This window comes from Serratia sp. BNK-4, from assembly GCF_048685115.1.
In the GTDB taxonomy this organism is placed as follows: domain Bacteria; phylum Pseudomonadota; class Gammaproteobacteria; order Enterobacterales; family Enterobacteriaceae; genus Serratia; species Serratia bockelmannii.
The window spans coordinates 4,982,975-5,007,323 of record NZ_JBLQTM010000001.1; the positions used below are offsets into that span (position 1 = coordinate 4,982,975).

A 24,349-nucleotide genomic window follows, 5' to 3' on the forward strand; every position below is an offset into this window, starting at 1 on the left:
CTTAACCCTCCTGGTGAGCGGCAGGGGACTGGGTCATCAGGTTGCGCACCCGGGTCTGCATCACTTTTTCGAGCAGCGGCTGGCTTTTCAGCTGATCCGGCACGTCCATCGAGATCGACTGTTGGCTCAGGTTATCCAGCTCTTCCAGGAAAGCCTTGGTCGCCGGATCGGTGGTGTCGAAATAGGCGCGCACCCAGGTGGAGACGGTTTCCAGCGATTGCTTGTAGGTCTCGTTCTGGTGGCGTGGGATGGCCTGTGCGGCCACCAGCAGGCGCGAACGGATATTTTCGCGCAGGTAGATGTCCTGGTTCGGCGCCAGCAGCGGTTCGGCGCTGGTATCGCGACGGCGGATGGTGATGAAGTCAGCCATGAAATTGCGCCAGCTCTTGGCCAGGTTCTGCCGCCATTCGCCGATCGAGCCGGAGAGCTCGCTGCTGTTTTGATCCATCGGCGCTTCGTCGGTGTCGTTATCGGCCAGGCGCAGGTTATCCACCTGGTTGGACAGCTGATTGACCTTGAGGATGATGCCGTCGTAATCGACCTGGGTCAGCGTAGAAAGCGTGCTGATGTCTTCGGTAATGGCGCGGCGCACGTCGAGCAGGCTAGGATCGTTCATGTCCGCCAGGCTGGCGTCGGCGCTTTTCAGCAACGCGGCGGCGCTGGTCACGTCTTGATCGCTCCACAGCTTGCGGCCGGCCATTTTCACCAGGAAATCGGCCTGCGCCAGCAGCCAGGTTTTGGCGTCGCTGCCGGAGATGGTCGCCACTTTTTCCTGCAGCTCGCTCAGTTGACGCGCCAGATTCGCCTGCTCGCGATCGGCGGCGTCCAGGGTTTTACCCTGCTGCTGCAGCAGGCCTTCCAGCGCATTTCTTTCCTGCTGTTGGCTCTGCTTCACGCCTTCAAGCTGCTGCTGCAGCGCCTGATTGGCGGCGATCAGCTGTTGCGCCTGCTTGTGCGTGTGGTAATAGCCGCCCGCGCCGAGGGCGATGACCAGCACGATAGCGATCGCGCCGAGCACCGGGCCGGTGTTCTTGCCTTTGCGGCTGGCAGCGGCTGGCTGCTGGGAGCTCTCAACCGCGGTGGTTGGCTCTTCAACCGGGGCGGCTGGGGTATTTTGTTCCGTCATAGTGGCACATCCCATAGTCAGATTATTGTAGCGCGCGGATCAGCGCGTCATTATCGGCGTTGTCAGCTACCCGAATCGTACGCCAGCCCAAATCCCGGGCGAGGGTAGCCAGGCGTTCGCTCACTACTACCAGGCGGCAACGCAGCAGCCATGAAGAACGATAGTAATCAGGAACTAAAGTATAGAGCTGTTGTAACATTTCACCGCTGGTCACCACCAGCGTATCCACACCGGCACGCTGCCAGTGGGCGCTTTGCTCGCTGCCGTCGTAGTGCACCGGGCTGCGTTGATAGCATTCATAATAGCTGACGTCGGCGCCGCGCTCGCTCAGCGTTGTGCCCAGCAACTCGCGGCCGCCGTTGCCGCGTAAAATCAGCGCGCGTTTGCCCGCCAGTTTCTGCAGCGCCGGCAGCAGCAGCAGCGTTTCGCTGATCTCGCGTTCGCGCGGGTATTCCACCGGCAAACTGCTGATGCGGTGCAGCGCCAGCCCGGTGGTACGGCCAATGGCGTAATAGGCCAGGTGAGCGGGCCAGCTCAGTCCGGCGCGGCCGATGACCGAGTCGGCATAGTTCACCGAATGCTGCGACAGCACGAATACCAGATCGCCGGCGTTCAACTGCTGCAACGCCTGCGGCAGCTGCGGCAGATCGCTGCCGGGGGCGAAGTCGATCAGCGGTGCATGATAGGCAACCCGGCCGAGTGCGCGCAGCCGGCTCACTAACTGCTCTCCCGAAGGCGATGGGCGGGTTACCAGGATCGTCATGCCGGCGGATTTCCCTGATAAACTTCGCGCAGGATCTCGCGCGCGCCGCGCGCCAGCAGCTCTTCCGCCAGCTCAACGCCCATCCGTTCGGCTTCGGCGGCCGGGCCGCGGCGTTCGCCGCGCACCATCTGGCTGCCGTCCGGCGCGCCGACCAGGGCGCGCAGCCACAGGCTGTCGCCATCCAGTTCGGCATAGCTGCCGATCGGCACCTGGCAGCCGCCTTCCAGGCGGGTGTTCATCGCCCGCTCGGCGCGCACGCGGGTTTCGGTGGCCGCATGGTTCAGCGGCGCCAGCAGCGCGCGGGTGACGCTGTCGTCGAGACGGCATTCAATGCCGACCGCACCCTGGCCGACCGCCGGCAGGCACTCTTCGGCGCTCAGCGGGCTGCGGATGCGTTGCTCCAGCCCCAGGCGCTTCAGGCCGGCCACCGCCAGAATAATCGCGTCGTAGTCGCCGTTGTCCAGCTTGGCCAGGCGAGTGCCGACGTTGCCGCGCAGGTCGCGTACGATCAGGTCCGGGCGGCGTTCGCGCAGTTGGCACTGGCGGCGCAGGCTGGAGGTGCCGACCACGCTGCCCTGCGGCAGCTGATCGAGCGAGGCGAAACGATTGGAAACAAAAGCGTCGCGCGGATCTTCGCGTTCGCAAATGGTGGTCAAACCGAGGCCGGCAGGGAAATCGACCGGCACGTCTTTCATCGAGTGCACGGCGATGTCGGCGCGGCCTTCCAGCAGCGCGAGCTCGAGTTCTTTAACAAACAGGCCTTTACCGCCGACTTTCGCCAGCGGCGTATCCAGAATAACGTCGCCGCGCGTCACCATCGGCACCAACTCGACCTGCAGGCCGGGATGGCTGGCCATCAGACGTTGCTGCACATAATGTGCTTGCCAGAGTGCAAGCGGGCTTTGTCGGGTGGCAATTCGAATAATTTTGTCTAACATGCTTGTTACCGTTTTTATATTTCGCCATCCATCCTACCACTGAGAGCCAATACTGTCAGTGCAAGAAGCCGGAGGCGGAAAAAGGACAACGGAATCAAAGGGACGTGTGATGTGCTTTGGGGCAGTTAACACTGCGGGTAAATCGTTTAGGGAAGCGCTACAATAATTGTGAAGCGTTACCTCCTTTACGGTCAATCAGCAAGGTGTTAAATTGATCACGTTTCCAGCAATAAGTCGCCAAATATTCTTCTTACACTAACGGCACTTATGGAATACGGGTTTTTTTCTAAACACCGGGATAATCAGGCGAGACGTCTTGTACCTCTACATCGAGACATTGAAGCAGAGACTGGATGCGATCAATCAGCTACGCGTCGATCGCGCCCTAGCGGCTATGAAGCCCGCGTTTCAACGGGTATACAGTCTGCTGCCCACCTTACTGCACCACCACCACCCGCTGATGCCGGGTTACCTGAACGGTAACGTTCCCCATGGCATTTGCCTCTACACGCCTGATGAAACTCAACAAGATTACCTGAACGATTTAGAAGACAAATGGGGCAGCCCGTTTGACAAGCCGGCCAGCGGCGAGCTGCCGATCACCGGCGTCTACTCGATGGGCAGCACCTCGTCTATCGGCCAAAGCTGCAGCTCGGATCTCGACATCTGGGTCTGCCACCAGTCCTGGCTGGACAACGAAGAACGCACCCGTTTGCAGCAAAAATGCAGCCTGCTTGAGAAGTGGGCCGCCTCGATGGGGGTGGAGGTCAGCTTCTTCCTGATCGACGAAAACCGCTTCCGCCATAATGAAAGCGGCAGCCTGGGTGGCGAAGACTGCGGCTCGACGCAGCACATCCTGTTGCTCGATGAATTCTATCGCACCGCTGTGCGCCTGGCTGGCAAACGCATCCTGTGGAACATGGTACCGGGCGAAGAAGAAGCGCACTACGATGAATACGTGCTGTCGCTGTACGCGCAGGGTGCGCTGACGCCGAACGAGTGGCTGGATCTCGGTGGCCTGAGTTCGCTGTCGGCGGAAGAGTACTTCGGCGCCAGCCTGTGGCAGCTGTACAAGAGCATCGATTCGCCTTACAAGGCGGTGCTGAAGACCCTGCTGCTGGAAGCCTATTCCTGGGAATACCCCAATACCCAACTGCTGGCGACGGACATCAAACACCGGCTGCATCAGGGTGAGATCGTCAGCTTCGGGCTTGATGCCTACTGCATGATGCTTGAGCGCGTGACCCGCTACCTGACCGACATCAACGACACCACCCGCCTCGATCTGGCCCGCCGCTGTTTTTACCTGAAAGTATGTGAAAAGCTGTCGCTGGCCAAGGCCTGCGTCGGCTGGCGACGCGAGATCCTCAGCCAATTGGTCAGCGAGTGGGGCTGGAGCGAAGAGCGTCTGGCGATGCTGGATAACCGCGCCAACTGGAAAATCGAGCGGGTGCGCGAAGCGCATAACGAACTGCTCGATGCGATGATGCAAAGCTACCGCAACCTGATCCGTTTCGCTCGCCGCAACAACCTCAGCGTCAGCGCCAGCCCGCAGGATATCGGCGTGCTGACCCGCAAACTGTACGCGGCGTTCGAAGCGCTGCCCGGCAAGGTGACGCTGGTGAACCCGCAGATCTCACCGGACCTGTCGGAAAACGATTTAACCTTTATTCACGTGCCGGTTGGCCGCGCCAACCGCACCGGCTGGTACCTGTATAATCAGGCACCGGCTATGGATTCGATCGTCAGCCATCAGCCGCTGGAATATAACCGCTACCTGAACAAGCTGGTGGCCTGGGCCTATTTCAACGGCCTGCTAACGCCGCAGACCCGCCTGCACATCAAGAGCGGCAACCTGTGCGACACCGCCAAGCTGCAGGAGCTGGTGGCCGACGTTTCTCATCACTTCCCGCTGCGCCTGCCGGCGCCGACGCCGAAAGCGCTGTACAGCCCGTGCGAAATTCGCCATCTGGCCATCATCGTCAATCTGGAAAACGATCCGACCGCCGCCTTCCGCAATCAGGTGGTGCACTTCGATTTCCGCAAACTGGACGTGTTCAGCTTCGGCCAGCAGCAGCAGTGTTTGGTGGGCAGTATCGATCTGCTGTATCGCAACTCCTGGAACGAAGTGCGTACCCTGCATTTCAGCGGCGAGCAGTCGGTGCTGGAAGCGCTGAAGACCATTCTCGGCAAAATGCACCAGGACGCCGCGCCGCCGGAGTCGGTGGAAGTGTTCTGCTACAGCCAGCACCTGCGCGGCCTGATCCGCACCCGTATCCAGCAGCTGGTGTCGGAGTGCATCGAGCTGCGCCTGTCCAGTACCCGGCTGGAACCCGGCCGCTTCAAGGCGGTGCGCGTTGCCGGGCAGACTTGGGGGCTGTTCTTCGAGCGCCTGAGCGTGTCGGTGCAAAAGCTGGAGAATGCGGTGGAGTTTTACGGCGCCATCTCCAACAACAAGCTGCACGGCCTGTCTATCAAGGTGGAAACCGATCAGGTGCATCTGCCGCCGGTGGTGGACGGCTTCGCCAGCGAGGGGATCATCCAGTTCTTCTTCGAAGACACCTCAGACGACAAGGGCTTCAACATCTATATTCTGGATGAGTCGAATCGGGTGGAGGTGTATCACCACTGCGAGGGCAGTAAAGAGGAGCTGGTGCGCGACGTCAGCCGCTTCTACTCCTCGTCGCACGATCGCTTCACCTACGGCTCCAGCTTCATCAACTTCAATTTGCCGCAGTTCTATCAGATCGTGCAACTCGACGGGCGCACGCAGGTGATCCCGTTCCGCAGCAACGTGCTGTCCAGCCTGTGCGTGACGGTGGCCGACGGCGCCGCTCAGCCGCTGAAACAGCAGTTCCAGCTGCATTGACGCCGCAAGGGCTCGGTTGCCGAGCCCTGCTTAGCCTCAGGAAAAATGCAGTTCCTCGCCGGCCTGCGTGCTGGCCGCTTCGCTGAGCAGCTGATAAAACGGCTGCCCGCTGCGATCGCATAGCCAAACGCCGTCGCGGTAGTTGAAGTGATAACCGCCGGCCTTGGTGGCGAGCCACACCTGGTGCAGCGGCTCCTGGCGGTTGATGACGATTTTGGTGCCGTTTTCGAAGCTCAGCGTCATTACGCCGCCATTGGTTTCGTAATCGATATCCGCATCGCCGTCAAAATCGTCCAGTGTCTCTTCAATATTCAGCATCAGCTGGTCGGCCAACTGGTGAAACTCACTGTCGTTCATATTCAATTCCTATTGCTTTTCATGATCCACCTGCGATTATAGAGACCTTGGACGCATGAATTACAGGCATTAATGCAAATGAAAAAACAACTACGCTATGCGCTGATGGCAGTTCTGGTTACCGGCCTCGCCGGCTGCGGTCTGAAAGGCCCGCTTTACTTCCCGCCTGCCGATCCCGCCAGCCAGAAACCGGCCAAGCCGCCGGTGCAAACGGGCGATCAGGTGCAAAAGAACCAGCAGGAGCAGTCTGGCTCTCAGCAAAAACCGTCGATGGTTGACCAGTAAACCCCGGTTTGCGGTAGCGAGCGCCACCGCAACATCAAGACGGATAGCGCGTCCAGATAGCGGAGTATGATATGCAGTTCTCCAAAATGCACGGTCTGGGCAACGACTTTATGGTGGTCGATGCCGTTACACAGAATGTCTATTTTTCACCTGAGCTGATCCGCCGGTTGGCCGATCGGCACCTGGGCGTCGGCTTTGACCAGATGCTGGTGGTAGAACCGCCTTACGATCCCGAACTGGATTTTCACTACCGAATTTTTAACGCCGACGGCAGCGAAGTGGCGCAGTGCGGCAACGGCGCGCGTTGCTTCGCGCGTTTCGTGCGGCTGAAAGGGCTGACCAACAAACGCGACATCCGTGTCAGCACCCAAACCGGGCGCATGGTGCTCAGCGTCACCGACGACGATCTGGTGTGCGTCAACATGGGCGAACCGAATTTCGACCCGCAGGCGGTGCCGTTCCGCGCCACTAAGGCTGAAAAGACCTACATCATGCGCGCGGCGGAACATACCGTGCTGTGCGGCGTGGTGTCGATGGGTAACCCGCATTGTGTTTTGCAGGTGGACGATGTAACAACTGCCAAGGTGGAGCTGCTTGGGCCGGTGCTGGAAGGGCATGAACGCTTCCCGGAACGGGCCAACATCGGCTTTATGCAGGTGGTGAGCCGCGATCACATCAAGCTGCGCGTTTATGAACGCGGCGCTGGTGAAACGCAGGCCTGTGGCAGCGGCGCCTGTGCGGCGGTGGCGGTGGGGATCCAACAGGAATTGCTGTCAGAAGAGGTGCATGTAGAACTGCCGGGCGGCAGCCTGCATATTCGCTGGAAAGGGCCGGGCAATCCGCTGTTTATGACCGGTCCGGCAACCCATGTCTATGACGGATTTATTCATCTATGAAAAGCGTAGAAGAACAGAGCGTCGCCGGCCTGGCGCTGGATGACGACACCGTGATGCAGTACCTGCTGCAGAACCCGGATTTCTTTATTCGCAACGCGCGCCAGGTTGAGCAGATGCGCGTGCCGCACCCGGTGCGCGGCACCGTTTCGCTGGTGGAATGGCACCTGGCCCGCCAGCGCAATCACATCGAACGGTTGGAAGAAGAGATCACGCTGTTGATGGAGCAGGCCAGCGCCAACGAAGGGCTGTTCGCCCGGTTGCTGCACCTGCAGGCCGATTTGGCCACCGCCGACAGCCTGCAGGACATGCTCAACCGGCTGCAGCGCTGGGCGCGCGGCTTCGGTTTGGCCGGTGCCACGGTTCGGCTGTTCGCCGAGCGCTGGAATATCGGCGCGCCTTCCGATTTCACCCACCTGGCGCTGACGCGTTCGGCGTTCGAGCCGTTCCGCATTCAGCGTCTGGGCAGCGAACAACACTACCTCGGCGGCCTGAACGGCCCCGAGCTGCTGCTGCTGTTGCCGCAGGCCAAACAGATCGGCCAGATTGGCTCGGTGGCGCTGTCGATGCTGGGCGACGACGGCGAGCTGGGCATGGTGATCTTCAGCAGCCGCGATACGCAACACTATCAGCAGGGCATGGGCACGGTGATGCTCAATCAACTGGCGCGCATGCTGCCGGCGCTGCTGGAACGCTGGATAGAACGAGCATGACGCCGATTGCGCCCAGCCTGCAGCAGCCGGTGGACGCGTTTCTGCGTTATCTCAAGGTAGAACGGCAACTCAGCCCGCTGACGCAGCTCAGCTATTCACGCCAGCTGGCGGCGCTGATGCGCCTGGCGCAGGAGATCGGCGTCACCGACTGGGCAGCGCTGGACGCCGCCCGGGTGCGCATGCTGGCGGCGCGCAGCAAACGCGCCGGTCTGCAGTCCGCCAGCCTGGCGCTGCGGCTCTCTTCGTTGCGTAGCTTCCTCGATTGGCTGGTCAGCCAGGGCGTGCTGCACGCCAACCCCGCCAAGGGCATCCGCACGCCGCGCAGCGGCCGCCATCTGCCTAAAAATATCGATGTCGATGAAATGAACCAACTGCTGGAGATCGATCTCAACGATCCGCTGGCGGTGCGCGATCGCGCCATGCTGGAGGTGATGTACGGCGCCGGCCTGCGCCTCTCCGAGCTGGTGGGGCTGGATTGCCGCCATGTCGATATGGCCGCCGGCGAGGTGTGGGTGATGGGGAAAGGCAGCAAAGAGCGTAAATTGCCGATCGGGCGCACCGCCGTCACCTGGCTGGAACACTGGCTGGCAATGCGCGATCTGTTTGGGCCGCAGGACGATGCCATGTTCCTGTCCAATCAGGGGCGGCGCATCTCGACGCGCAACGTGCAAAAACGCTTCGCCGAGTGGGGCGTGAAACAGGGCGTTAACAGCCATATTCACCCGCACAAGCTGCGCCACTCCTTCGCCACCCACATGCTGGAGTCCAGCGGCGATCTGCGCGCGGTGCAGGAGCTGCTCGGCCACGCCAACCTGACCACCACGCAAATTTATACCCACCTCGACTTTCAACACCTGGCGAACGTGTACGATGCCGCGCATCCGCGTGCCAAACGGGGGAAATCCTGATGCATTTTTATCGCCCGCTGCGCCCGCTGGCGGCGCTGACTTTCGATCTGGACGACACGCTGTATGATAACCGTCCGGTGATCCGGCAAACCGAACAACAATCGGTGGCCTTCCTGCAGAGTTACCACCCCGGCCTGAGCAGCTTTCAGTCGGCGGATTTTCATCGCCTGCGTCAGGAGCTGCGCGAGCAGGAACCGGAGATCTACCATGACGTCACCCAGTGGCGCTGGCGCGCTATTCATCTGGCGCTGAGCCGGCAGGGGCTGCGCGACGCCGAAGCGGCGATCGGGGCCGATGCGGCGATGCAGAACTTCGCGCTGTGGCGCAGCCGCATCGAGGTGCCGGAAGCGACCCACGCCACGCTGAAGGCGTTGGCCGCGCGCTACCCGCTGGTGGCGATCACCAACGGCAACGTCGATCCGTCTCTGTGCGGCCTGGACGGTTATTTCCAGTTCGTGTTGCGCTCCGGGCCGGACGGGCGCGCCAAGCCGTATCAGGACATGTACCACCTGGCCGTTGAGCGGCTGGGCGTGGCGCCCGAGCAGATCCTGCACGTGGGCGACGATCTGACCACCGACGTGGCCGGCGCGCTGCGCGCGGGGCTGCAGGCCTGTTGGATCAACGATCGGCAACGCTGCCTGATGCAGGCCGCCGACAGCCGCCTGCTGCCGCATATTGAGATTTCGCAGTTGGCATCGCTGACAGCATTGTTATAATCCCTGCCAGAACTCTGTATAAATTTCCAGTGAAAAACCCGTCGCCGGCGGGTTTTCCCTTAACCATTAGTGGTGCCTATGGACGTCTCCGATCTGCTCGACAGCCTGAATGAAAAACAACGTGAAGCCGTGGCGGCGCCGCGCAGCAACCTGTTGGTTCTGGCCGGAGCGGGCAGCGGCAAGACGCGGGTGCTGGTGCACCGCATCGCCTGGCTGCTGTCGGTGGAGAACTGCTCACCGTATTCGATCATGGCGGTGACCTTCACCAACAAGGCGGCGGCGGAAATGCGCCACCGTATCGAACATCTGATCGGTACCAGCCAGGGCGGCATGTGGATCGGCACCTTCCACGGCTTGGCGCACCGCCTGTTGCGCGCCCACCACCTGGAGGCCAACTTGCCGCAGGATTTCCAGATCCTCGACAGCGACGACCAGCTGCGGTTGCTCAAGCGCATCATCAAGGCGCTGAACGTTGACGAGAAGCAGTGGCCGCCGCGTCAGGCGATGTGGTACATCAACGGCAAGAAAGACGAGGGCCTGCGCCCACAGCACGTTGAGACCTACAACAACCCGGTAGAGGCCACCTGGCTGCGCATCTATCAGGCCTATCAGGAAGCCTGCGATCGCGCCGGGCTGGTGGATTTCGCCGAGCTGCTGCTGCGCGCGCACGAACTGTGGCTGAACAAGCCGCATATCCTCAACCACTACCGCGAGCGTTTCACCAACGTGCTGGTGGACGAATTCCAGGATACCAACAGCATCCAGTACGCCTGGATCCGCCTGCTGGCGGGCGGCAACAGCAACGTGATGATCGTCGGCGACGATGACCAGTCGATCTACGGCTGGCGCGGCGCGCAGGTGGAAAACATCCAGCGCTTCCTGAAGGATTTCCCCGGCGCGGAAACCATCCGCCTGGAGCAGAACTACCGTTCCACCAGCAACATCCTGAAAGCGGCCAACACCCTGATCGCCAACAACGACGGGCGCATGGGCAAAAATCTGTGGACCGAAGGCGGCGAAGGCGAGCCGATTTCCCTCTACTGCGCCTTCAACGAACTCGACGAAGCGCGCTTCGTGGTCAACCGCATCAAGACCTGGCAAGACAACGGCGGCGCGCTGAACGACTGCGCCATCCTGTACCGCAGCAACGCCCAGTCGCGCGTGCTGGAAGAGGCGCTGCTGCAGACGGCGATGCCGTACCGCATCTACGGTGGCCAGCGCTTCTTCGAACGCCAGGAAATCAAGGATGCGCTGGCTTACCTGCGCCTCATTTCCAACCGCAACGACGATGCGGCCTTCGAGCGCGTGGTCAACACCCCGACGCGCGGCATCGGCGATCGCACCCTCGACGTGGTGCGCCAGGCGGCGCGCGATCGCCAGCTGACGCTGTGGCAGGCGACGCGCGAGCTGATGCAGGACAAAGTGTTGGCCGGCCGCGCCGCGTCGGCGCTGCAGCGCTTTATCGAACTGGTGGAGTCGCTGGCGCATGAAACCGCTGACATGCCGCTGCACGTGCAGACCGACCGGGTGATCCGCGACTCCGGGCTGTTCATCATGTATGAGCAGGAAAAGGGCGAAAAGGGGCAGGCGCGTATCGAAAACCTTGAGGAACTGGTGACGGCGACGCGTCAGTTCAGCTATCAGGAAGAAGATCAGGATCTGATGCCGCTGCAGGCGTTCCTGTCGCATGCGGCGCTGGAAGCGGGCGAAGGCCAGGCCGACGCCTATCAGGACGCGGTGCAGCTGATGACCCTGCACTCGGCCAAGGGCTTGGAGTTCCCGCTGGTGTTTATCGTCGGCATGGAAGAAGGCATGTTCCCGAGCCAGATGTCGCTGGATGAAGGCGGCCGCCTGGAAGAGGAGCGCCGTCTGGCCTATGTGGGCGTAACGCGCGCCATGCAGAAGCTGACGCTGACCTATGCGGAAACGCGCCGTCTGTACGGCAAAGAGGTTTATCATCGGCCGTCGCGCTTTATCGGCGAACTGCCGGAAGAGTGCGTGGAAGAAGTGCGCCTGCGCGCCAGCGTATCGCGCCCGGTCAATCACCGTCGCATGGGCACGCCAATCAGTGAGAACGATACCGGCTATAAGCTGGGCCAGCGCGTGCGCCATCCCAAGTTTGGCGAAGGCACCATCGTCAATCTGGAAGGCAGCGGCGAGCACAGCCGGCTGCAGATCGCTTTCCCCGGCGAGGGCATCAAGTGGTTGGTGGCGGCATACGCTCGCCTGGAAACGGTATAAAGCGAGGGGGAAGTTGCAGGGGCAGGCCCCTGCAATCGTTCATCATCAGTGAGGGTAGCGATCGCCGACTTGCGCGGTGGCATACCAGCGCATCACCGCTTCGGTGCCTTCGCCGCCTTCCTGCGGCGCCCACGGCATGCAGTCCTCTTCGGTCAGCGCCTGATACGGGCCCTGCTTCACTTCGAACACCACGCCGCCGGCATCGACCGACAGCACCGCATGCCAGGTAAATGCCGGCATCTCCAGCACTTTGGTTTCTTCGCCGAGCAGGGTGCGCTGCGTGACGACGCCGTCATCGTTGAACTGCAGCACCACAAAACGACCGCGCAGCGGCGTCAGCAGCTCCCAGGTTTGCGGGTGGCGATGCGGGCGGATATAGGTGCCGGGCTCCATGGCGATCGCCAGGCGTTGCACCGGGTCGCTCAACTCTTCGTGTAAGGTGCGGTGCGCGCGCAGGCGGGCCACGCTGGCGGCCTGTTCGCTCATCGCGGTCAGTTCATGGGCGGTAATCTGTTTCATCATTTAAATCCGCATGCTTGTCGTACCATTAGGGTGACGTCATCTTAACAACATTCTTGGTGGCGGTAAGCGATCGCCGCGACTTTTTCAGCACGGTTTAAGCGCCATTTTTACCATTGATCATCGTGATGATTTGTTGCGCAATTATCCCGCCTAACGTGTTGACAGGCTTTTTCCTCTCGGCGTAACATGCGCGCACTATTATCATTGAGGACAGACGCCTTGGACACACCCAGTAGATACTGGCTCACTGACCTGCGCCGCAGGTATAACTTCTAAGGCTCTCCGTTTTTGCTGATAGCCTTCGTGGTTGTCGGCGACCCCGCAAAGTGTCGCTATGAGTCAGATCTCTTCATGGTCTGAAACAATCGGTGATACGCATCCCCTCTGTTTCTGTGCTTCAACGCGTTGTCCGCACCCGTTACCTTCACGGAGTTTTGGCACATGCTGAGCGCTTTTAAATTAGATAACCGCCGCTTGTCCCGTCTGGAACTGGACGACTCGGATGATCTCACGTCATCGCTGTGGGTTGATCTGGTCGAGCCGGAAGAGGGCGAGCGTGAGCGCGTGCAGAATGAGCTGGGACAAAGCCTGGCGACGCGTCCCGAATTGGACGATATCGAAGCCTCCGCCCGTTTCTTCGAAGACGAAGACGGTCTGCATATCCACTCCTTCTTCTACTTCGAAGATGCGGAAGATCACGCCGGCAACTCCACGGTGGCCTTCACCATCCGCGACGGCCGCCTGTATACCCTGCGCGAGCGTGAACTGCCGGCGTTTCGCCTGTACCGCATGCGCGCCCGCAACCAGACCATGCTCGAAGGCAACGCCTACGAACTGCTGCTGGATTTGTTCGAAACCAAGATTGAACAGCTGGCGGACGAGATAGAGAACATCTACAGCGATCTGGAACAGCTCAGCCGGGTGATCATGGAAGGGCATCAGGGCGACGAATACGACGCCGCGCTGTCGACGCTGGCGGAGCTGGAAGATATCGGCTGGAAGGTGCGTTTGTGTCTGATGGATACCCAGCGCGCGCTCAACTTCCTGGTGCGCAAGGCGCGTTTGCCGACCGGCCAGCTGGAGCAGGCGCGTGAAGTGCTGCGCGACATCGAATCCCTGCTGCCGCACAACGAATCGCTGTTCCAGAAGGTGAACTTCCTGATGCAGGCGGCGATGGGCTTCATCAATATCGAACAGAACCGCATCATCAAGATCTTCTCGGTGGTGTCGGTGGTATTCCTGCCGCCTACGCTAGTGGCCTCCAGCTACGGCATGAACTTCGAATTCATGCCGGAACTGAAATGGTCGTTCGGCTACCCGGGCGCCATCACGCTGATGATCCTGGCCGGCCTGGCCCCTTACCTGTACTTCAAGCGCAAAAACTGGCTGTAACCCGGCGGCGCCGGGCTTAGCGCAGCTTGCGTTGGGTGTAGAGCGCGTCGAGGGTGAACAGGATCAGCGCCGCCCAGATAAAGCCGAAGGTCACCAGCTTGTCCTGGCCGATGGTCTCACCGTAGAAGGTGACCGCCAGCAGGAACATCAGCGTCGGGCCGAGATACTGGAAGAAACCGAGCGTCGACAGGCGCAGCCGGGTAGCCGCCGCGGTGAAGCACAGCAGCGGTACGGTGGTGACGATGCCGGCGGCGACCAGCAGCAGGTTCAGCGACCACGGGTTGGCGCTCAGGTGGCTGGTGGGGCTGTCGGCGAACAGGAACAGATAGGCGGCCGCCACCGGCAGCAGCCATAGCGTCTCAATCAGCATGCCGGTCTGGGCGTCGATGGCGATTTTCTTGCGTAGCAGGCCGTAGAAAGCGAAGCTGAACGCCAGCCCCAGACCAATGATCGGCAACGAGCCGAACTGCCAGAGCTGCACCAGCACCCCGGTGAATGCCAGCGCCACCGCCACCCACTGCATGCGACGAAAGCGCTCGCCGAGAAACAGCATCCCCAGCAGCACGTTAACCAGCGGGTTGATGAAGTAGCCCAGGCTGGCTTCCAGCATATGGTGATTGTTCACCGCCCAGATGAACAGCAGCCAGTTGCCGCCGATCAACAGCGCGGTGACCGCCAGCAGCAGCAGTCGTTTGCGGTTTTGGCAGGCGGCGCGCACTTTAGGCCAGTTGCGGCCCAGCGTGATAAGCGCCAGCATGAAGAAAAACGACCAGATGATCCGGTGGGTGAGGATCTCGTCCGCGGACACTTGCTGGATCAGTTTGAAATAGGCCGGGGCAATGCCCCACATAAAATAGGCGGCCAGGGCGAAGAAAATGCCCTGACGCGTTTGCTTTGCGTCCATGACGTCACTCTGGTGGGGAACTTAAGATGCGGTGAGTGTACTGAAGACGCTCACCGCACACAATCATCAGCCGACCAGATAGGTGGCGGTGGCGGTCGCGATATGCAGGCCGTCGTGGTTATGCAGTTCTACGCGCGCCACGGCGACCTTGTTGCCGCTGCGCAGCACGCTGGCGGAGGCGACGAAGTGTTCACCGCGGCCGGGGCGCAGATAGTCGACGCGCAGATCGATGGTGCCCATGCGCGACAGTTTGGCGGCGATCTCTTCTTCGATCAGCGGCTCCAGGCGCGTCAGCACGCCGCCGGCGCAAGCCAGCCCGGCGGCGACGTCGAGCACCGCGGCGATCACGCCGCCGTGCAGAATTTCCTGTGCGGCGTTGCCCACCAGCTTGCGCTGGTTGGTGAAGCTCAGCTCGACGTAGTCATCGTCGAAGCGGCGCAGCTCCAGGCCAAGCTCGCGGTTGAACGGCATGTGGTAGACAAAGATTTCGCCGATCTTGCGGCGGGCGGCTTCCAGGGTCAGTGGTGTGGTCGACATAGCGGGTTTCCATTTTTCTTTTGCGTTTTAAGGGAGCTAACTGGTCAGTCCAGGTTAATGAGATGTTGATTTTATGCTTAACCTTTGTTGCTTTCCAGACTATTCCAATAAAACCGGCCTGCGCTGCGGTAAAACGCCCTTTGTGTGTAAAATGGCCTGATTTTTTCCGGGCTTGCCCTTTTTCGTTGGAGTGAGGAGAGGTTATGCGCATTTTGTCAGGGATCGTTTCCGCCACGCTGCTGATGCCGGCGCTGGCATTGGCTGAGGAAGCCAAAGAGCAGCAGATTCACGATAAGCCGGCGGTGCGCGGCAGCATTATCGCCAACCTGCTGCAGGAGCACGAGAATCCGTTCACGCTGTATCCTTACGATCCCAATTATCTGCTGTACACCGACACCAGTGATATCAACAAAGAGGCCATCAAGACGTACAACTGGGGCGACAAGGCGCGCAAGGACGAGGTGAAATACCAACTTAGCCTGGCGTTTCCTCTGTGGCGGGGCATTGCCGGCGACAACTCGGTGCTCGGCGCGTCTTATACTCAGCGCTCCTGGTGGCAATTGTCCAACCGCGGCGAGTCTTCGCCGTTCCGCGAAACCAACTACGAGCCGCAGCTGTTCGTGGGGTGGGCGACCGATTACCGTTTTGCCGGTTGGACGCTGCGCGATGTTGAAATCGGCGTTAACCATCAGTCTAACGGCCGCTCGGATCCGACGTCGCGCAGCTGGAATCGCGGCTATGCGCGGCTGATGGCGCAAAACGGCAACTGGCAGGTGGATCTCAAGCCCTGGTTCCGCTTCTCGGAGAGCTCGAGCAACGACGACAACCCGGACATCACCAAATACATGGGATACTACCGGTTGAAGGTCGGTTACGCCTGGGGCGACAGCGTGTTCAGCGTCGACAGCCACTATAACTGGAACAGCGGCTACGGCGGCGCGGAGCTGGGCTGGAGCTATCCGATCACCCGCAACGTGCGTTTCTATACCCAGGTATTCAGCGGCTACGGCGAATCGCTGATCGACTATAACTTCCGGCAGACACGGGTGGGCGTTGGTGTCATGCTGAACGATATTATGTAATCATACCCGCTGGGTGTGTACCGATGAAAAAATGGGGAAGTGTGTGTCAACCGCAGCAGTGATTAACAGAGAGTTGCTGGCCGAGCAGGTATTGCGCGATACCTTTGGCTACCAGCAATTCCGTCCGGGGCAGCAAACGATTATCAACGCCGCGATCGGCGGGCAGGATTGCCTGGTGGTGATGCCGACCGGCGGCGGCAAGTCGTTGTGCTACCAAATCCCGGCGCTGGTGATGGACGGCCTGACGCTGGTCGTTTCCCCTCTGATCTCGCTGATGAAGGACCAGGTCGACCAACTGTTGGCCTACGGCGTTTCCGCCGCCTGCTATAACTCGACGCAAACCCGCGAGGAGCAGCTGGACGTCATGGCCGGTTGCCGCAACGGTAACATCAAGATGCTGTACATCGCGCCGGAACGGCTGATGATGGAAAGCTTCCTCAACCTGCTCGACCACTGCCCGCCGGCAATGCTGGCGGTGGATGAGGCGCACTGCATCTCGCAGTGGGGCCATGACTTCCGGCCGGAATATCGCGCGCTGGGCCAACTGAAACAGCGCTTCCCGTCGATGCCGGTGATCGCGTTGACCGCCACCGCCGACGAGTCCACCCGCGGCGATATCGTGCGTCTGCTGTCGCTGCAGGATCCGCTGGTGCAGGTCAGCAGCTTCGACCGGCCGAACATCCGCTACACGCTGGTGGAAAAATTCAAACCGCTCGACCAGCTGTGGCGCTTCGTGCAGGATCAGCGCGGTAAGAGCGGCATTATTTATTGCAACAGCCGCGCCAAGGTGGAAGACACCGCTGCGCGCCTGCAAAGCCGCGGGCTGAGCGTCGGTGCCTACCACGCCGGGCTGGACAACGATCGCCGCGCGCAGGTGCAGGAAGCGTTCCAGCGCGACGATCTGCAGGTGGTGGTGGCCACCGTCGCCTTCGGCATGGGCATCAACAAACCCAACGTGCGCTTCGTGGTGCATTTCGACATCCCGCGCAATATCGAATCCTATTATCAGGAGACCGGCCGAGCCGGGCGTGACGGCCTGCCGGCCGAAGCCATCCTGCTGTACGATCCGGCCGACATGGCCTGGCTGCGCCGCTGCCTGGAGGAGAAACCCGCCGGGCAGCAGCTGGACATCGAACGCCACAAGCTGAACGCCATGGGCGCGTTCGCCGAGGCGCAAACCTGCCGCCGCCTGGTGTTGCTCAACTACTTCGGCGAAGGCAAGCACGAGAACTGCGGCAACTGCGACATCTGCCTCGATCCGCCCAAGCGCTACGACGGGCTGGAGGACGCGCGCAAGGCGCTGTCCTGCGTGTACCGCGTCGGCCAGCGCTTTGGCCTCGGGTACATCGTGGAAGTGCTGCGCGGCTCCAACAACCAACGCATTCGTGAATACGGTCACGACAAGCTGCCGGTGTACGGCATCGGCCGCGATCAAACCACCGAACACTGGACCAGCGTGCTGCGTCAGCTGATCCATCTGGGCTTTATCACCCAAAACATCGCCATGCACTCGGCGCTACAATTGACCGAGGCGGCGCGTCCGGTGTTGCGCGGCGAGGTGGCGCTGCAGCTGGCGGTGCCGCGTATTCAGAGCCTGAAGTCGCGCAGCAGCGCCAACCAGAAATCCTACGGCGGCAATTACGATCGCAAGCTGTTCGCCAAGCTGCGCAAACTGCGCAAATCGATCGCCGACGAAGAAAACATCCCGCCTTACGTGGTGTTCAACGACGCCACGCTGCTGGAAATGGCCGAACAGATGCCGATCAAGGCCGGCGATCTGCTGAGCGTCAACGGCGTCGGCCAGCGCAAACTGGAGCGTTTCGGCGCGCCCTTTATGGCGATGATCCGCGACCATCTCGACAATGATGAAGACTGAGGGCGATAAATCATGCTGATGCTGTTTCTCACCGTGGCGCTGGTGCATCTGATTGCGCTGATGAGCCCGGGGCCGGACTTCTTTTTCGTGTCGCAAACCGCCGCCAGCCGTTCGCGCCGTGAGGCGATGATGGGCGTGGTCGGCATTTCGCTCGGCATCGTGGTTTGGGCCGGCGTGGCGTTGATGGGGCTGCATCTGATCCTGCAGAAGATGGCCTGGCTGCATCAGGTCATCATGGTCGGCGGCGGCATTTACCTGTGCTGGATGGGGTGGCAACTGCTGCGTTCCGCGCGGGCGCAGCAAGCTGCTCCGGCGGCGGAGGCCCAGGTGGCGTTGCCGAAGGCCGGGCGCAGCTTTATTCGCGGCTTCCTGACCAACCTGTCCAACCCGAAAGCGGTGATCTATTTCGGCAGCGTGTTCTCGCTGTTCGTCGGTGACAGCGTCGGCGCCGGCGCGCGCTGGGGGCTGTTCTTGCTGATCGTTGCCGAGACCTTCGTCTGGTTCAGCCTGGTGGCGGTGGTGTTCGCGCTGCCGGCGATGCGCCGCGGCTATCAGCGGTTGGCCAAGTGGATCGACGGGGTGGCGGGCGTGCTGTTCACCGGCTTCGGGTTACACCTGATCTTTACCCGCTGACCGGCGGTGAGATGCCCAAGGCCGAGCAGCGATGCCCGGCCTTTTTTGTCAGGCTTTGCGGGCGGTCGCCAGCAGCCCCGCCACCAAAATGAACAGTGAACCGAACACCCGGTTAAGCAGCTGCATCTGGCGCGGCGTTTTCAGCCAGCCGGCGATGCGCGTCGCCAGGGTGGCGTAACCGATCATCACCAGAATATCCACCACCACGGTGGTGACGCCGAGCACCAGGTACTGCTCGGCCTGCGGTTGATTGGGCAAGATGAACTGCGGGAACAGCGCGGCGAGGAACACGATGCTTTTCGGGTTGGTCAGGTTGACCAGCACCGCGCGGCGGAACAGACGGCGGCGCGGCATGCTGCCCGCCAGCGCATGCAGATCCAGCGCGCCAGCGGCGCGCCATTGCTGGATGCCGAGCCACACCAGGTAGGCGGCGCCCAACCATTTCAGCAGTTCGAACGCCAGCAATGATTGAGAAATCAGCGCGCCGAGACCGATGCCCACCAGCACGATGTGCGCGCTCAACCCGACCTGCAGGCCGGCGATTGACGCGGCGGCGCCGCGATAGCCGTGGCTGATGCCGGTGCTCATGGTGTTGATGGCGCCGGATCCAGGGGACAGGCTAAGGATAAGCGTGGTCAGCAGGTAGGTTAACCACCAGTCCAAGGTCATGGTTCTCGGCTCCCTGAAAGTGTCGTTTTGTGCCACAATGCGCCGAGGCGGCGCCGTTTTTTGTCAGAATTGAATCACAATACGCTAGTATGATTTCTTGTGCCAGCGGTCACATTTTTCCGCCGGCCCCACAGGGAAAACGCTCTCGATGACCTCGTTCACTCTCAGCTCCGATGACTGGTTAACGCGTGAAACGCAGTTCGCTGCCTTCGCCACCGGGCCGCTGCTGGATTTCTGGCGGCAGCGCGAAGAAGGCGAGTTCAGCGGCGTGGACGGCGTGCCGATCCGCTTTGTGCGTTTCAGTTCCGCGCGGCATCAGCGCGTGGTGGTGGTCAGCCCCGGCCGCATCGAAAGCTACGTGAAATACCCCGAGGTGGCCTACGATCTGTTCCACTGCGGTTACGACGTGGTGATCGTCGATCATCGTGGCCAAGGGCGTTCCGGGCGTTTACTGGCGGATACGCACCGCGGTCATGTGGTAAACTTCGCCGACTACGTGGACGATTTCGAGCAGCTTTGGCAGCGCGAAGTCGAGTCGCGCGGTTACCGGCAGCGCTTCGCGCTGGCGCATTCGATGGGCGGCGCGATCCTGGCGCAGTTCCTGCAACGCCGGCCGCAGGCGTTCGATGCGGCGGCGTTTTGCGCGCCGATGTTCGGCATCCAGTTGCCGATGCCGGGCTGGCTGGCCGACCGCATCCTCGACTGGGCGGAGACCCGTCCGGCGATCCGCGACTACTACGCGGTGGGCACCGGCCAGTGGCGGCCGCTGCCTTATGTGGTCAACGTGTTGACCCACAGCCGCGAACGCTACCGGCGTAGCCTGCGCTATTACGCCGATTACCCCGAGCTGCAGGTGGGCGGACCGACCTACCATTGGGTGCGGGAGAGCATCCGCGCCGGCCGGCAGATTATCGCGCAGGCCGGGGAGATAACAACGCCGCTGTTGCTTTTGCAAGCCGGTGAGGAACGGGTGGTTGACAACCGTTCGCACCAGGCTTTTTGTCAGGCTCTGTCAGACGCGGGGCGCCCTTGCGAAGGGGGGCTTCCGTGGGTTATCAACGGCGCACGCCATGAGATCCTGTTCGAGCGGGACGCGATGCGCGCCGAAGCACTGAACGCAATCCTGCGCTTCTTTGCTCAACACTTAGGTGGCGCGCTGCCGCCGACAACTCCATCAGAGGTTAGAACATAACGCTATGTATCACGTCGTCGCTTCCGATTTAGATGGCACGCTGCTGTCTCCCGACCATACCCTGTCGCCGTACGCCAAAGAAACGCTGAAGTTGCTGACCCAGCGCGGCGTGCATTTCGTGTTCGCCACCGGCCGCCACCACATCGACGTGGCGCAGATCCGCGACAGTCTGGAGATCAGCGCCTTTATGATCACCTCCAACGGCGCGCGGGTGCACAACACGGCCGGCGAGCTGATCTTCAGCCACAACCTGGACGAGGATATCGCCCGCGATCTGTACGGCATGCTGCACGACGATCCGGAGATAACCACCAACGTCTACCGTAACGATGACTGGTTCATCAACCGCGAAAGCCCGGAGCAGGAAGAGTTCTTCCAGGAGTCGGTATTCAAATATCAGCTGTTTGAGCCGGGCCTGCTGGAAACCGACGGCGTCTGCAAGGTTTACTTTACCTGTGAAGATCATGAGCGGTTGCTGCAGGTGGAAGACGCCATCAACGCGCGCTGGGGCGATCGGGTCAACGTCAGCTTCTCGTTCCCGACCTGTCTGGAAGTGATGGCGGGCGGCGTGTCGAAAGGGCATGCGCTGGAAGAAGTGGCCAAGATCATCGGCTATACGCTGCAAGAGTGCATCGCCTTCGGCGACGGTATGAACGATCTGGAGATGCTGTCGATGGCCGGCAAGGGCTGCATCATGCGCGACGCGCATCAGCGCCTGAAGGATATGCTGCCGGAGCTGGAAGTGATCGGCTCCAATGTCGATAACGCGGTGCCGCACTACCTGCGCAAGATGTTCCTCTGAGATAACCAGGCCGTTTCTCTGAAATAATAAGGGCGCCTTGCGGCGCCCTTGGCATTACTTGTGCTGGCCCTGCTTCTGCAGGAATTGCACGCCCTTGTCCGGGAAGTCGGTGAACACGCCGTCGACGCCGGCCTGGTTGTAAATCACGTCATACAGCTGGTTTACGTCGGTCACGTACTTCGGCAGCGCATCGGCGCGGATGGTGAACGGATGCACCGCCAGCTTGCTGGCATGCGCTTCTTTCACCATGTCGGTCAGCACGATGTGGCCCGGCTTGGATTGATCCGCCACCACCAGCATGTGGTAGTCCGGCCCGATACCGTCGGCATACTGAGCGATTTTCTTCATCGCACCCGGTTTGAACATCCAGTCGTAGTCGTATTCTACCCACTTGCCGTCGGCTTTCTGCTCGTAGGTTTCCTGCCAGTCGTTATAGGCGATCAGCTGCACCAGCTTCAGATCCATGCCCAGCTTCGGCTCCAGCTCGTTCTTGATGCGCTTGAGCTCGTTGGCGTCGAAGCACTGCAGGTAGACGTTGTCGTTCTTGCCGGTGTAGCCGTACTGCTTGAGCACCGCCAGCACTTTGCTGGAGATGTCTTTGCCTTCCTGCTTGTGGAACCAAGGCGCTTTGATTTCAGGATAGATGCCGATGTTTTTGCCGGTCGAATGGTTCAGACCCTGCACGAACTCGATCTCTTCCTGGAAGGTGTGGACGCGGAAGTCGGATTTGCCCATCGGGAAGCGGCCAGGGTAGCCCTGTACCTTCTTGCCGTTTTCGATGTCAAAGCCTTCGGTGAACTTCAGCGATTTGATCTCCGCCAGCGTAAAGTCGATGGCGTAATAACGGCCGTCTTTGCGTGCGCGGTTCGGGAAACGTTCGGCGACGTCGGTGACGCGATCGAGGTAATGGTCGTGCAGCACCACCAGCTCGTTGTCCTTGGTCATCACCAGATCTTGTTCGAGGTAATCGGCGCCCTGCGCGTAGGCCATTGCCTTCGCCGGCAGAGTGTGTTCCGGCAGGTAGCCGCTGGCGCCGCGGTGGGCGATCACCACTTTGTCCGCCGCCTGGGCGGCGCTGACCATTGAGGTGGCGAGAATGATCCCTGTCAGCAGGGCTTTGACTTGAATCCGCATTCCGTTTTCTCCGTGTTGTTGGGGGCAGGGTAGTAAAAAGGCCGCAGGGCGGCCTTTAAATCATGCAAAAGTCGTGTGACGGTTAGCCGCGCTTGCCGGCAGCGATTTCCGCGTGGTGTTTCTTCTCGTTCAGCATGGTCAGCAGCAGCAGGATAACCGCCAGCACGCCGCCGCCGATCATCACCATGAAGCCGCCGTCCCAACCGAAGAAGTCTACGGTGTAACCGACGATGGCGCTGGCCGCAACCGAGCCGCCCAGGTAGCCGAACAGGCCGGTGAAGCCCGCGGCGGTGCCGGCGGCTTTCTTCGGCGCCAGCTCCAGCGCGTGCAGGCCGATCAGCATCACCGGGCCGTAGATCAGGAAGCCGATGACCAGCATACAGATCATGTCCACGGTCGGGTTACCGGCCGGGTTCATCCAGAACACCACGGTGGCGATGGTCACCAGCGTCATGAAGAACACGCCGGTGGCGCCGCGGTTGCCTTTGAACACTTTGTCCGACATCCAGCCGCACAGCAGGGTGCCCGGGATACCGGCGTATTCATACAGGAAGTAGGCCCAGGAAGACTTGTCCAGCGCGAAGTGCTTCACTTCTTTCAGGTAGGTCGGTGACCAGTCCAGAATGCCGTAACGCAGCAGGTAGACGAACACGTTGGCGACAGCGATGTACCACAACAGCTTGTTCGGCAGGATGTACTGCATGAAGATCTGCTTGGCGGTCAGCTCTTCTTCGTCTTTTTCGCTGTAGTCGTCCGGGTAGTCGTTTTTGTACTCTTCAATCGGCGGCAGGCCGCAGGATTGCGGGGTATCGCGCATCAGGGCGAAGGCGATCAGGGCCACCAGGATGGCGCCGAAGGCCGGCATGTACAGCGCCGCGTGCCAGTCGTTGAACCAGGCCATGCCCAGCAGGAACAGCAGCGGCGGCAGGCCGCCACCCACGTTGTGGGCGCAGTTCCAGATGGAGACGATGCCACCGCGTTCTTTCTGCGACCACCAGTGCACCATGGTGCGGCCGCACGGCGGCCAACCCATGCCCTGGAACCAGCCGCACAGGAACAGCAGAACGAACATCACCGCGATGCTGGAAGTTGCCCACGGTACGAAGCCCATGAACAACATCACCGCCGCCGCCAGGATCAGGCCGGCAGGCAGGAACACCCGCGGGTTGGAACGGTCAGAGACCGAACCCATGATGAATTTGGAGAAGCCGTAGGCGATAGAGATGCCCGACAGCGCGAAGCCGAGGTCGCCGCGGCTGAAGCCTTGTTCGATCAGGTAAGGCATGGCCAGGGTGAAGTTCTTACGCACCAGATAGTAGGCGGCGTAACCGAAGAAGATCCCCAGGAAAATTTGCCAGCGCAGCTTACGGTAGAGCGGATCTACCTTATCGCTCGGCACACGGGCGATGTGTGCGGCTGGCTTAAAAATACTCAACATGAGCGCCTCCGATGGCTTTATCTGTTATCACATCAATATGACCTTTTACGTTCATTTGATGATTGAGCGGATATCGAATGTGGTGTTTTTGTGTTCCATAACGAGCGCCATTGTCATCAAATACGCCTGGTGTCGCTGTGACGAATGGCGCAATTGTTACACTTTCATGAAACCACGGCGGATTTTGAGCGATTCGTTAACGTTATGAAATAGAAAAACGTCCAAAAATCGTGATTATGATCACATTGATGGTTTTTTGTGGTCATTTTTATTTCGTTTTATGTTCGTTATTGTTCCTTATCAAACAAAGACCCCAATAACCGTGGCTCAATAGGCTCATAACTACCGATCCTGAGGGA

23 protein-coding genes are annotated in these 24,349 nt (G+C 60.7%); 13 read left to right on the top strand and 10 right to left on the bottom strand.

Translation table 11 applies throughout. The annotated features are described in order from the left end of the window. Position 1: 1 nt before the first annotated feature. The 3 genes from hemX to hemC are packed head-to-tail and all read right to left on the bottom strand — an operon-like array spanning position 2 to position 2,827. The gene (gene hemX / locus ACMGGW_RS23625) at positions 2-1,126 is read right to left on the bottom strand and encodes a uroporphyrinogen-III C-methyltransferase (protein WP_016929498.1); all 1,125 of its coding nucleotides are present in this window, start codon (positions 1,124-1,126) and stop codon (positions 2-4) included. 22 nt (positions 1,127-1,148) lie between these two features. Next, positions 1,149-1,889, bottom strand: a complete 741-nt coding sequence (hemD, locus tag ACMGGW_RS23630; RefSeq protein WP_049209355.1) for a uroporphyrinogen-III synthase — start codon at positions 1,887-1,889, stop codon at positions 1,149-1,151. Further along, entirely contained in the window at positions 1,886-2,827 is a 942-nt protein-coding gene (hemC, locus tag ACMGGW_RS23635; RefSeq protein ID WP_041037210.1) for a hydroxymethylbilane synthase, read from the bottom strand. The genes hemD and hemC overlap by 4 nt, the downstream gene beginning before the upstream one ends. Before the next feature lie 316 nt (positions 2,828-3,143). On the opposite strand from hemC, the gene ACMGGW_RS23640 reads away from it, so the two are divergent. Next, complete coding sequence (locus ACMGGW_RS23640) at positions 3,144-5,696, top strand: class I adenylate cyclase (RefSeq protein WP_019452546.1); 2,553 nt, start codon at positions 3,144-3,146, stop codon at positions 5,694-5,696. Positions 5,697-5,732: 36 nt separating this feature from the next. Here the strand turns inward: ACMGGW_RS23640 and cyaY are convergent, their stop codons facing one another. After that, positions 5,733-6,053, bottom strand: a complete 321-nt coding sequence (cyaY, locus tag ACMGGW_RS23645) for an iron donor protein CyaY (protein ID WP_025304870.1) — start codon at positions 6,051-6,053, stop codon at positions 5,733-5,735. Between the two features lie 78 nt (positions 6,054-6,131). Between cyaY and lptM the strand changes: the two genes are divergently transcribed. The 6 genes from lptM to uvrD all read left to right on the top strand — a co-directional run bounded on the left by lptM (position 6,132) and on the right by uvrD (position 11,809). Next, positions 6,132-6,338 carry an LPS translocon maturation chaperone LptM gene (lptM, locus tag ACMGGW_RS23650; RefSeq protein ID WP_004934241.1) on the top strand — a complete coding sequence of 69 codons (207 nt, stop codon included), beginning with the start codon at positions 6,132-6,134 and terminating at the stop codon, positions 6,336-6,338. A 71-nt stretch (positions 6,339-6,409) separates the two neighbouring features. Further along, entirely contained in the window at positions 6,410-7,234 is an 825-nt protein-coding gene (gene dapF, locus ACMGGW_RS23655; protein WP_025304871.1) for a diaminopimelate epimerase, read from the top strand. After that, positions 7,231-7,944: a DUF484 domain-containing protein gene (locus tag ACMGGW_RS23660; RefSeq protein ID WP_025304872.1), complete on the top strand. Its 714-nt coding sequence runs from the start codon at positions 7,231-7,233 to the stop codon at positions 7,942-7,944. The genes dapF and ACMGGW_RS23660 overlap by 4 nt, the downstream gene beginning before the upstream one ends. Then, positions 7,941-8,852 (top strand): tyrosine recombinase XerC, encoded by a 912-nt coding sequence (gene xerC, locus ACMGGW_RS23665; protein ID WP_021504817.1) that lies wholly within the window; start codon positions 7,941-7,943, stop codon positions 8,850-8,852. The genes ACMGGW_RS23660 and xerC overlap by 4 nt, the downstream gene beginning before the upstream one ends. After that, positions 8,852-9,568: a 5-amino-6-(5-phospho-D-ribitylamino)uracil phosphatase YigB gene (yigB, locus tag ACMGGW_RS23670; protein WP_025304873.1), complete on the top strand. Its 717-nt coding sequence runs from the start codon at positions 8,852-8,854 to the stop codon at positions 9,566-9,568. The genes xerC and yigB overlap by 1 nt, the downstream gene beginning before the upstream one ends. Positions 9,569-9,646: 78 nt before the next feature. Next, positions 9,647-11,809 carry a DNA helicase II gene (uvrD, locus tag ACMGGW_RS23675; protein WP_025304874.1) on the top strand — a complete coding sequence of 721 codons (2,163 nt, stop codon included), beginning with the start codon at positions 9,647-9,649 and terminating at the stop codon, positions 11,807-11,809. 45 nt (positions 11,810-11,854) lie between these two features. On the opposite strand, the gene ACMGGW_RS23680 is transcribed toward uvrD, so the two are convergent. Beyond that, the gene (locus tag ACMGGW_RS23680; protein WP_004934257.1) at positions 11,855-12,328 is read right to left on the bottom strand and encodes a WbuC family cupin fold metalloprotein; all 474 of its coding nucleotides are present in this window, start codon (positions 12,326-12,328) and stop codon (positions 11,855-11,857) included. A 444-nt stretch (positions 12,329-12,772) separates the two neighbouring features. On the opposite strand from ACMGGW_RS23680, the gene corA reads away from it, so the two are divergent. Then, positions 12,773-13,723, top strand: coding sequence for a magnesium/cobalt transporter CorA (gene corA / locus ACMGGW_RS23685; protein ID WP_004934262.1), 951 nt, complete (start codon positions 12,773-12,775; stop codon positions 13,721-13,723). Positions 13,724-13,739: 16 nt separating this feature from the next. Here corA and rarD read toward each other — a convergent pair whose 3' ends face one another. Both rarD and ACMGGW_RS23695 read right to left on the bottom strand, forming a co-directional pair. Next, a complete protein-coding gene (gene rarD / locus ACMGGW_RS23690; RefSeq protein ID WP_025304876.1) occupies positions 13,740-14,627 on the bottom strand; it encodes an EamA family transporter RarD in 888 nt (295 codons plus the stop codon). 66 nt (positions 14,628-14,693) lie between these two features. Further along, the gene (locus tag ACMGGW_RS23695; protein WP_016929489.1) at positions 14,694-15,164 is read right to left on the bottom strand and encodes a thioesterase family protein; all 471 of its coding nucleotides are present in this window, start codon (positions 15,162-15,164) and stop codon (positions 14,694-14,696) included. 203 nt (positions 15,165-15,367) lie between these two features. Here ACMGGW_RS23695 and pldA point away from each other — a divergent pair, with 203 nt between their 5' ends. The 3 genes from pldA to rhtC are packed head-to-tail and all read left to right on the top strand — an operon-like array spanning position 15,368 to position 18,755. Next, complete coding sequence (gene pldA / locus ACMGGW_RS23700; protein WP_025304877.1) at positions 15,368-16,246, top strand: phospholipase A; 879 nt, start codon at positions 15,368-15,370, stop codon at positions 16,244-16,246. Positions 16,247-16,289: 43 nt separating this feature from the next. Beyond that, positions 16,290-18,122: an ATP-dependent DNA helicase RecQ gene (recQ, locus tag ACMGGW_RS23705; RefSeq protein ID WP_025304878.1), complete on the top strand. Its 1,833-nt coding sequence runs from the start codon at positions 16,290-16,292 to the stop codon at positions 18,120-18,122. 12 nt (positions 18,123-18,134) lie between these two features. Then, the gene (gene rhtC / locus ACMGGW_RS23710) at positions 18,135-18,755 is read left to right on the top strand and encodes a threonine export protein RhtC (RefSeq protein WP_049203601.1); all 621 of its coding nucleotides are present in this window, start codon (positions 18,135-18,137) and stop codon (positions 18,753-18,755) included. 48 nt (positions 18,756-18,803) lie between these two features. On the opposite strand, the gene rhtB is transcribed toward rhtC, so the two are convergent. Then, positions 18,804-19,424, bottom strand: a complete 621-nt coding sequence (gene rhtB, locus ACMGGW_RS23715) for a homoserine/homoserine lactone efflux protein (protein WP_060434791.1) — start codon at positions 19,422-19,424, stop codon at positions 18,804-18,806. A gap of 148 nt (positions 19,425-19,572) precedes the next feature. Here rhtB and pldB point away from each other — a divergent pair, with 148 nt between their 5' ends. Together pldB and yigL are read left to right on the top strand one after the other, a co-directional pair. Then, positions 19,573-20,616, top strand: coding sequence for a lysophospholipase L2 (gene pldB / locus ACMGGW_RS23720; RefSeq protein ID WP_043142212.1), 1,044 nt, complete (start codon positions 19,573-19,575; stop codon positions 20,614-20,616). A 4-nt stretch (positions 20,617-20,620) separates the two neighbouring features. Further along, the gene (gene yigL / locus ACMGGW_RS23725) at positions 20,621-21,418 is read left to right on the top strand and encodes a sugar/pyridoxal phosphate phosphatase YigL (RefSeq protein WP_025304881.1); all 798 of its coding nucleotides are present in this window, start codon (positions 20,621-20,623) and stop codon (positions 21,416-21,418) included. A gap of 54 nt (positions 21,419-21,472) precedes the next feature. Here the strand turns inward: yigL and glpQ are convergent, their stop codons facing one another. Beyond that, positions 21,473-22,552: a glycerophosphodiester phosphodiesterase gene (glpQ, locus tag ACMGGW_RS23730; RefSeq protein ID WP_197832515.1), complete on the bottom strand. Its 1,080-nt coding sequence runs from the start codon at positions 22,550-22,552 to the stop codon at positions 21,473-21,475. 82 nt (positions 22,553-22,634) lie between these two features. Then, positions 22,635-23,990 (bottom strand): glycerol-3-phosphate transporter, encoded by a 1,356-nt coding sequence (gene glpT, locus ACMGGW_RS23735; protein WP_025304883.1) that lies wholly within the window; start codon positions 23,988-23,990, stop codon positions 22,635-22,637. Between the last annotated feature and the right edge of the window lie 359 nt (positions 23,991-24,349).

What these genes read in the sequence shown, in the direction of transcription:
- hemX (WP_016929498.1), bottom strand. Translation starts at nt 1,126, where the DNA reads ATGACGGAACAAAATACCCCAGCCGCCCCGGTTGAAGAGCCAACCACC.
- hemD (WP_049209355.1), bottom strand. Translation starts at nt 1,889, where the DNA reads ATGACGATCCTGGTAACCCGCCCATCGCCTTCGGGAGAGCAGTTAGTG.
- hemC (WP_041037210.1), bottom strand. Translation starts at nt 2,827, where the DNA reads ATGTTAGACAAAATTATTCGAATTGCCACCCGACAAAGCCCGCTTGCA.
- cyaY (WP_025304870.1), bottom strand. Translation starts at nt 6,053, where the DNA reads ATGAACGACAGTGAGTTTCACCAGTTGGCCGACCAGCTGATGCTGAAT.
- lptM (WP_004934241.1), top strand. Translation starts at nt 6,132, where the DNA reads ATGAAAAAACAACTACGCTATGCGCTGATGGCAGTTCTGGTTACCGGC.
- dapF (WP_025304871.1), top strand. Translation starts at nt 6,410, where the DNA reads ATGCAGTTCTCCAAAATGCACGGTCTGGGCAACGACTTTATGGTGGTC.
- ACMGGW_RS23660 (WP_025304872.1), top strand. Translation starts at nt 7,231, where the DNA reads ATGAAAAGCGTAGAAGAACAGAGCGTCGCCGGCCTGGCGCTGGATGAC.
- xerC (WP_021504817.1), top strand. Translation starts at nt 7,941, where the DNA reads ATGACGCCGATTGCGCCCAGCCTGCAGCAGCCGGTGGACGCGTTTCTG.
- yigB (WP_025304873.1), top strand. Translation starts at nt 8,852, where the DNA reads ATGCATTTTTATCGCCCGCTGCGCCCGCTGGCGGCGCTGACTTTCGAT.
- uvrD (WP_025304874.1), top strand. Translation starts at nt 9,647, where the DNA reads ATGGACGTCTCCGATCTGCTCGACAGCCTGAATGAAAAACAACGTGAA.
- ACMGGW_RS23680 (WP_004934257.1), bottom strand. Translation starts at nt 12,328, where the DNA reads ATGAAACAGATTACCGCCCATGAACTGACCGCGATGAGCGAACAGGCC.
- corA (WP_004934262.1), top strand. Translation starts at nt 12,773, where the DNA reads ATGCTGAGCGCTTTTAAATTAGATAACCGCCGCTTGTCCCGTCTGGAA.
- rarD (WP_025304876.1), bottom strand. Translation starts at nt 14,627, where the DNA reads ATGGACGCAAAGCAAACGCGTCAGGGCATTTTCTTCGCCCTGGCCGCC.
- ACMGGW_RS23695 (WP_016929489.1), bottom strand. Translation starts at nt 15,164, where the DNA reads ATGTCGACCACACCACTGACCCTGGAAGCCGCCCGCCGCAAGATCGGC.
- pldA (WP_025304877.1), top strand. Translation starts at nt 15,368, where the DNA reads ATGCGCATTTTGTCAGGGATCGTTTCCGCCACGCTGCTGATGCCGGCG.
- rhtC (WP_049203601.1), top strand. Translation starts at nt 18,135, where the DNA reads ATGCTGATGCTGTTTCTCACCGTGGCGCTGGTGCATCTGATTGCGCTG.
- rhtB (WP_060434791.1), bottom strand. Translation starts at nt 19,424, where the DNA reads ATGACCTTGGACTGGTGGTTAACCTACCTGCTGACCACGCTTATCCTT.
- pldB (WP_043142212.1), top strand. Translation starts at nt 19,573, where the DNA reads ATGACCTCGTTCACTCTCAGCTCCGATGACTGGTTAACGCGTGAAACG.
- yigL (WP_025304881.1), top strand. Translation starts at nt 20,621, where the DNA reads ATGTATCACGTCGTCGCTTCCGATTTAGATGGCACGCTGCTGTCTCCC.
- glpQ (WP_197832515.1), bottom strand. Translation starts at nt 22,552, where the DNA reads ATGCGGATTCAAGTCAAAGCCCTGCTGACAGGGATCATTCTCGCCACC.
- glpT (WP_025304883.1), bottom strand. Translation starts at nt 23,990, where the DNA reads ATGTTGAGTATTTTTAAGCCAGCCGCACACATCGCCCGTGTGCCGAGC.